General features: G+C 66.5%; 9 protein-coding genes. All 9 read left to right on the top strand.

Features of this window, described 5'->3' with window-relative positions:
• Window positions 1-741 (top strand): citrate synthase 2 (locus tag AB0H36_RS47445; RefSeq protein ID WP_360538797.1); only part of this gene is annotated, 741 nt, incomplete at its 5' end.
• Window positions 738-1,859, top strand: a complete 1,122-nt coding sequence (locus AB0H36_RS47440; protein WP_360538794.1) for a Gfo/Idh/MocA family oxidoreductase — start codon at window positions 738-740, stop codon at window positions 1,857-1,859. The genes AB0H36_RS47445 and AB0H36_RS47440, both read left to right, overlap by 4 nt.
• Before the next feature lie 272 nt (window positions 1,860-2,131).
• Window positions 2,132-3,211 (top strand): Gfo/Idh/MocA family oxidoreductase, encoded by a 1,080-nt coding sequence (locus AB0H36_RS47435; RefSeq protein WP_360538791.1) that lies wholly within the window; start codon window positions 2,132-2,134, stop codon window positions 3,209-3,211.
• A 41-nt stretch (window positions 3,212-3,252) separates the two neighbouring features.
• Complete coding sequence (locus AB0H36_RS47430) at window positions 3,253-3,579, top strand: DUF6807 family protein (RefSeq protein ID WP_360538788.1); 327 nt, start codon at window positions 3,253-3,255, stop codon at window positions 3,577-3,579.
• 19 nt (window positions 3,580-3,598) lie between these two features.
• Window positions 3,599-4,570 (top strand): PmoA family protein, encoded by a 972-nt coding sequence (locus AB0H36_RS47425; RefSeq protein WP_360538785.1) that lies wholly within the window; start codon window positions 3,599-3,601, stop codon window positions 4,568-4,570.
• 162 nt (window positions 4,571-4,732) lie between these two features.
• A complete protein-coding gene (locus tag AB0H36_RS47420; protein ID WP_360538782.1) occupies window positions 4,733-5,755 on the top strand; it encodes a hypothetical protein in 1,023 nt (340 codons plus the stop codon).
• A gap of 24 nt (window positions 5,756-5,779) precedes the next feature.
• Window positions 5,780-6,202, top strand: a complete 423-nt coding sequence (locus AB0H36_RS47415) for a LysR family transcriptional regulator (protein ID WP_360538779.1) — start codon at window positions 5,780-5,782, stop codon at window positions 6,200-6,202.
• Window positions 6,084-6,569 (top strand): LysR substrate-binding domain-containing protein, encoded by a 486-nt coding sequence (locus AB0H36_RS47410; RefSeq protein WP_360538800.1) that lies wholly within the window; start codon window positions 6,084-6,086, stop codon window positions 6,567-6,569. Before AB0H36_RS47415 ends, AB0H36_RS47410 begins: the two co-directional genes overlap by 119 nt.
• Window positions 6,570-6,810: 241 nt before the next feature.
• Window positions 6,811-7,500: an MFS transporter gene (locus AB0H36_RS47405; RefSeq protein ID WP_360538776.1), complete on the top strand. Its 690-nt coding sequence runs from the start codon at window positions 6,811-6,813 to the stop codon at window positions 7,498-7,500.
• The last annotated feature ends 165 nt before the right edge of the window (window positions 7,501-7,665 follow it).

Here is a 7,665-nt window from a genome sequence, read left to right as displayed (position 1 = left end):
GCCCAGGCGGCTCGTGGCATCGGGCAACCGATGGTGCCGCAACGCGAGGTGGACAAGGCGAAGACGATCACCGAGCGGTTCATGATCCGCTGGCGCGGCGAACCCGACCCGAAGCACGTGAAAGCGGTAGACGCGTACTGGACCTCAGCCGCCGAGCACGGCATGAACGCCTCCACGTTCACCGCCCGCGTGATCGCCTCCACCGGCGCCGACGTCGCTGCGGCTCTGTCCGGTGCTGTCGGCGCCATGTCCGGACCGCTGCACGGTGGAGCGCCGGCGCGGGTGCTGACGATGATCGAGGGTGTCGAGCGCAGCGGTGACGCGCGTGCCTACGTCAAGAGTCTGCTGGACGCGGGTGAGCGGCTGATGGGCTTCGGGCACCGCGTGTACCGGGCGGAGGACCCGCGGGCTCGCGTGCTTCGTCGTACGGCGCGAGAGCTCGACGCACCGCGCTACGAGGTGGCCGAGGCGCTGGAGCAGGCCGCACTCACCGAGCTGCGCGAACGCCGCCCGGACCGGGTGCTGGAGACGAACGTGGAGTTCTGGGCAGCGATCGTGCTGGACTTCGCCGAGGTCCCGCCGCCGATGTTCACGTCCATGTTCACCTGCGCCCGGACCGCGGGCTGGAGCGCGCACGTGCTGGAGCAGAAGCGCGCCGGCCGGCTGATCCGCCCGTCCGCCATCTACTCAGGCCCCGGCACCCGCCGCGCCACCTCCATCGAAGGCTGGAACCCAACATGACGGCCACTACGAATGGCACCACCGCCACCCCACCGCTGCGATTCGCTGTCCTCGGGTGCGGCGCGATAGGCCAGCACCACGCCTCGGTCATCGACGGCCTGGACAGCGCAGAGGTCACCGTCGCCATCGACGTGACCGAACAGGCTGCCCAGCAGTTGGCGACCCGCTATGACGCCATGCCAGTCACTGGGCTGACGGACGCCCTAAAGCGAGACGACGTGGACGCGGTCGCGATCTGCTCGCCGAGCGGCGACCACGCCCAACACGCGATCGCCGCTCTTGACGCGGGCAAGCACGTCGTCGTCGAGAAGCCGATCGACATCACACTCGAGGCCGCGGCCGCACTCGCCAAGGCCGAGGAGCAATCGACCGGCATTGTCACCGTGATCAGCCAGCACCGCTACGACCCGTCCAGCCGTCTCGTGCACGATGCCGTCCAGTCCGGCAAGCTCGGCGTCCCGACGTCCGGGGTCGCCACTGTGTCGTGGTGGCGCAGCCAGTTGTACTACGACTCCGGCGCTTGGCGCGGCACCAAGAAGGGAGATGGCGGTGGCGCGTTGATAAACCAAAGCATCCACACCATCGACCTGCTGGTCTGGATGCTGGGCTGCCCTGTCGAGGTGATGGCGTACGCGGCCTGCCTGGCCCACACCGGTCTCGAGGTCGAGGACACCGCCGTTGCGATCATGCGGTTCGAGAACGGGGCACTCGGCGTAGTCCATGGCACCACGGCGGCCTACCCCGGGCTAACCGCGCGGCTTCAGGTGCACGGCAGCCGCGGCTCGGCGGTGATCGACGGCGCCAAGCTCGCGTACTTCCACGCCGCAGCCGACAATCTCGACGCGGAGGAGGCACCAGCGTACGGCGCGGGCGCGGACAGCAACCACGCGTCAGAGCTACTGCCCGACCAAAACGGCATGACCGCAGGCTCCGGCCCCGCCGCGCCTTCAGATGCTCACAGCCTGCAGTACGCCGATTTCGTCGAAGCGGTGCGGACCGGGCGGGCACCGGCCATCACCGTTGCCGACGCCATAACGACGCTGTCTGTGGTGCTGTCGATCTACGAGTCTGCCGAGACGGGCCGTCCAATCCCGCTGCCCCGGGCGAACATGTCGTGACGAGTTGCGGGCCGCTCAGGTTGCGGCGGCGCGCGTGAGTTTGAACGCCATCAGCATGAGCAAGCACCGGATCGGCCGCTTCCGGACTGCGATGGACAACGCGAGGCAGCGGGCTCCTGGTCGGATTTCTGCGGAGTGGCGGCCTGTTATTGCGGATTGAAATGAGAGTAATTTAATCAATTCCATTTCGAAATGGCTACTGACCCGCGAGAATTGAAGGATAAGTAGCATCTGGAATGCGTTACCAAGCGCGATATCGTGAGAGGTGAGTAGTGGCAATCCGCGTTGCGATCGTGGGTACCGGAAACATCGCCCGAAGCCACGTTCAGTCATTGCAGTCGTTGGGGGAAGAAGAAGTGGAGCTCGTGGGCGCCGTCGACATTGATGACGACCGTCTCTCTGCGTTCTGCGAGCAGTACGGCCTCCGGAATGGTTACGACAACGTTGCGGATCTCCTCGAGAAGGATCAGCCTCAGCTCGTGCACGTGTGCACCCCGCCGGGAGCCCACGCCGAGGTGGCACTGAAGTGCCTGCGGGCGGGCGTCAACGTGGTCGTCGAGAAGCCGCCCACCCTGACGCTGGCCGAGTTCGACACCCTCGTCGAGGCCGAGAAGGAGAGCAGCGCCTGGCTCGCCACCATCTTCCAGCACCGCTTCGGCTCCGGCGCGCTGCGGCTGCAGGAGCTGATGGCCGAGGGCGTGCTCGGACGGCCTCTCGTGGCGATCTGCAACACCCTGTGGTTCCGTGACCAGGCCTACTTCGACGTGGTGTGGCGCGGCCGGTGGGACACCGAGGGCGGTGGCCCCACCATGGGCCACGGCATCCACCAGATCGACCTGCTCTCGGCCATCATGGGTCGGTGGACCGAGGTGTCGGCCATCGCCCGCCAGCAGGCACGCACGACGGACACCGAGGACGTCACCATGGGCACCGTTGCCTTCGCCAACGGTGCCATCGCCAGCATGGTCAACAGCATTCTCTCCCCCCGCGAGGAGAGCTACCTTCGCTTCGACTTCGAGTACGCCACCGTCGAGGTCTCCCACCTGTACGGCTATGGCGACGGGAACTGGACGATCACCCCGGCCAAGGGATACGAGGACAAGGTCCTCCCCGCCTGGGAGGCCGGCCCGCACGGCACCCGTAGCGGCTTCGTCGCCCAGTTCCCCGAAGTCCTCAAGGCAGTCCGCGAAGGCACTCCGCCGCCGGTGACCTCCAGCGAGAGCCGGCGCACCCTGGAACTGGTCGCCGCCACCTACGCGTCGGCCTTCCAGCGCCGCCCGATCCGCCCCGAGGACCTCGGTCCGGACTCGCCGTTCTACCAGCGCATGGAAGGCGACGGCCCGCGCTGGTGACGCGGACCGTGTTCCGCATCGGAGCAGAGGAGACGGAAAGCATGACTGCGTCCAGGCGCGACGACGCGCTGGTGCCCGGCGGCGAGGCCCCGCCCGGTGGGCTGACGATCACCCGCGAGGAAGGCTGCTCCCTGCGGGCGGAGTGGAACGGCACCGAACTGTTCCGCGACGTCTACCAGCCGTGGGACCCGCCGATGGAGTCGCCCAAGCCGTACTTCCACCCGCTGCGCCAGCTCAATGTCGACATGGTGAGCCTCTACCGGCCGCACGACCACCTGTGGCACACAGGGCTGTTCTGGGCCTCACCAACGTGGGCTCGGAGAACTTCTTCGGTGGCCACAGCTACGTGCGCGACCGTCACCCACTAACCCTGTAAGGAGATCAACGATGGCAAACCCTTTGAGCCGTCTAGCGGGTACCGGCGGCGCCGAGCCTGTGGCGGATGGGCTGGAACTGCTGCACGAGGACGGCCGCTCGGTCCGGGCGACCTGGAAGGGCAACGAGCTCTTCCGCTACGTCTACGCGCCGTGGGAGCCCCAATTCGAGTCGCCCAAGCCGTACTTCCACCCGCTACGCACGCTCGGTGGCGACCTGGTCAGCGTCTACCGTCCCCACGACCACGTGTGGCACAAGGGAATCTCGTTCTCCCTGTCCAACGTGGGCACGGAGAACTTCTGGGGTGGGGTGACCTACGTCCGCGACGAGGGCTACAAGCAGTTCGACAATAACGGCGCCATGCGGCACCAGGGCTTTGAGATCCTGGCGCTGCGTGACGGTGTGCTGCGGTTCGACGAGGAGCTGCTCTGGATCACCCAGGGTGGCGAGAAGTACGTCGCCGAGAGGCGGCGCGTCGGTGTTACGGCGTTCCCCGAGCTCGGCGCCTGGCAGTTGACGTTCGAGAGCACCATGGAGAACGTCAGCGGCGACACCATCGCCTTCGGCAGCCCGACCACGGAAGGGCGGGAGAACGCCGGATACAGCGGCCTGTTCTGGCGTGGCCCCCGATCCTTCTCCAACGGCCTGGTCATCACGCCAGAGGGCGCCGGTGGCGACGAGTTGATGGGCACCCGGGGACCGTGGATGGGCTTCGTCGGCCGCCACGACGGCCAGGGCGTGGCCTCCACGCTGATCTTCCGGGACCACACGGACAACTTCTGCCACCCCACCGAGTGGTTCGTCCGAACCGGCGTTTACGCAGTGGTATGCCCGGCCCCGTTCTTCAGCGAGGAGTACCCGCTCGCCGCTGGCACGTCGTTCACACTGCGCTACGACGTCGCGATCGCGGACGGGCCGCTGGACCAGGAAGGCTGCGAGACGCTGGTCGACAAGGCCGCCTGCGTGGACCTGCTCGAAGGCTGACTGGCGACGTCGAGGTCTGAGCCATGCGGGCCGGTCGTCGACTTCCACGACCGACTGTGCCACGGAACGACAGGCCTACTAGCTGCCGGCGGCGCGACGGCGCTCCGGCTCGGAGCTGTTGGCTGCGCTCGACGTTCGTCTTCGATTTAGAGGAGTTTCTATATGACGCTGTCGCAGGTCGGTGAAGGCGACTTCGTCTTCGACTTTGACGACCGATGGTTCGAGGGCGAGCATCACAGTGGTCACACCGATGGGTGGGCACACCATGGCGTCGTGGTTACGTCCGCGGGCGAAGTGGTCACCTTCGACGAGAAGCTGCCGCGAGTCCTGGTGCTCGGTCGTGATGGCAGCCTGGTGCGGACCTTTGACGTCGACCTGGTCGAGGGCCATGGGATGGTCTTGGTACGCGAGGGGGACGAGGAGCTGCTGTGGATCTCGGACAACGGCTCGAAGAGGCGACGCCGAGATGACGGAACCTATGAGCCCGACGTCAAGCCGCTGCGGGGAAGCGTCGCCCAGTTCCGGCTCGACGGCACCGAGGTGTTTCGGCTGAAGATGCCCGCGCTACCTGTGTACGCCGCCGGCGACTACTGTCCAACAGCGGTCGCCGTGGACGAGGAGCAGTTCGGCGGCGGCGGGGACATCTGGGTGGCCGACGGCTACGGCCAGATGGTGGTGCACCGCTTCGACAACGCTGGCACCTACCTGATGACGATCGACGGCACCACGGGGGCCGGCCGATTCACTCACCCGCACGCCGTCTACATCGACAGACGCGATGCAACGCCCGAACTGCTCGTCGCTGACAGACGCAACAAGCGGATCCAGGTCTTCGATCTGGAGGGCAGGTTTGTGCGCTCCTTTGGTGAGGATTTCCTGGTCAGCCCGAGTGGCTTCGCAGGCTACGGAGACAACCTGCTGGTAACTGAGCTGAACTCGCGCATCACGATACTTGGACCCGACAACAAACCGAGGGCCTTTCTCGGTCATCATGAACCGGCGGCGCAGAACCGACCGGGCTGGCCCAACGAGGCCGAGCATGGGAAGGCGCGCCGGCCACAGTTGCGCGCCGGAACCTTCAACACGCCGCACGGAGTCGCGGTAGATGCCGGTGGCAGTATCTACGTGACCGAATGGCTCATCGGCGGGCGTCTGGTCAAGCTGACCCCGCCGAATTCACGTTGAAGGCTGTTCGTGTGGACGGTCCAGATGTATGAGCCAGAGTTGCTGCAGACGTTCCTGGCGGTGGCGCAGTCGCTGAGCTTCACCCGGGCCGGTGCTTCGTTGGGTGTCGCGCAGTCGACGGTGAGCCAGCAGGTGCGAAGGCTGGAGCAGGCGGTCGGCCGGGCGTTGTTCGTGCGTGATACCCGCTCGGTGACGCTGACCGCCGACGGTGAGGCGATGGCCGGTCTTCGCTCGGTCGATACTGACCGCGCACGAGGAGGCGGTCAGCTACTTCACCGGCTCCGGACTGAGCGGGCGGCTGCGGTTCGGGGTCACCGACGATCTCGCGCTGACCCCCGTCCCGCGGATCCTGTGGGACTTCCGTCAGCAGTACCCGCGAGTCGACCTCGAGCTCACCGTTTCGCAAAGCGAGGTGCTGCAACGCCGCGTCGAGTCGGGGCACCTTGACGTTGCCTTCGTCAAGCAGGCACCCGGCCAGCAGGGCGGCCGCCTCGTGCGCCGTGACCGACTTGTGTGGGCGGGTGTTGCCGGTGCCCAGCTCGGACGCGACCGGCCCGTCCCGCTGATCGTCTACCAGGCGCCAAGCATCACCCGCTCACTCGGCGTGCAGGTGCTAGCGCAGGCCGGCTTGCCGTATCGGGTCCGCTGCACGGTGAGGAGCGTGCTCGGCGCTACCGCGGCCGCCCGCGCGGGCCCTGGGCCTCGCGATCTTCGCGCGCAGCCTGGTACCAGACGACCTCATCGAACTCCCCGCCGGCACAGGCCTGCCCGACCTCGGCGACATCGACCTCGTTCTGCTCACCCGGCAGCGTAACCCGAGTGATGCCGTCGAGGCGTTGATCACCGCGATCATCGCAAGGACATCCGATCAAGGCACCAACACGAGCTACCCGGAAACGCCGGCCAGCGAGACTGGCCGGGACTGGCTCTGGCCAAAACCGTGACTTCAGTTATCGCGGATTGAAATTACACTAATCTAATCAATTCTATTTCAGAATGACTGTGCCTCCGTCAGGCTTAAATGCACCGATACCCAACGATGATGTGGATTGCCTGTGACTGCCGAGGCCAAAGAGGACACCTCCTCTCGACCCGACGCCCCGACCGTGCGACGCCGTACTACGTTCGGCTCGCTGCGTACTCGTAACTTCCGCTTGATGGCAGCTGGCCAGTTGCTGTCCAACACCGGCTGGTGGATGCAGAGCACAGCGCTGAACTGGCTGGTCCTCAGCCTCACCGGCAGCCCCGCAGCAATGGGGCTGACGGCCGCGCTGGTGTACCTGCCGACGCTGCTGCTGGGGATGGCTGGCGGGGTGCTAGCCGATCGCTACCCGAAGCGCCGGATCGTACTGGTCAACTATGCCGGGTGGGCCTCGCTGACTGCCCTCCTCGCCGGCCTCACGCTCGCAGGCGTGGTGCAGACCTGGCAGGTGCAAGTGATCGCAGCCGTATGCGGCGTCGTCACCGCCCTGTGCTATCCAGCCCAGCAGGCGTTCGTCAGTGAGCTGGTCGGACGCGCCCAGCTGCGCAACGCGATCAGCATCACCTCCTCAGTGACCCAACTGGCCGGACTGGCCGGTCCCGCGGTCGGAGGCCTGTTGATCAGCGCGGTCGGTCCGGGCTGGACGTTCCTCATCACCGCGGTCTGCTACACAGCACCCCTGGCCGCGCTGACCCGGATTCGCGCCAACGAGCTGCATGCGCTCCCGCGAGCGCCGGCCGCGCGCGGGCAGCTCCGCGCCTGACTGCGCTACGTAGTGAGCCGTCCGGATGTGCTCTGGCCGCTGGTCCTGGTCGGTCTGTTCGGGATGTTTACCGGCTCTTCACGATTGAGGGTGTAGTTGGGGTCTGAAGCCGCCGGTTTCGAGTAGGGATCTGGCGATGTAGTTGGTGAGGTTGCGGAATCCGAG

It is taken from the genome of Kribbella sp. NPDC050820 (genome assembly GCF_040653975.1).
Classification (GTDB): domain Bacteria; phylum Actinomycetota; class Actinomycetes; order Propionibacteriales; family Kribbellaceae; genus Kribbella.
Note: the sequence above shows the minus strand (reverse complement) of the source record. Positions and strands in the feature narration are given on the sequence as shown.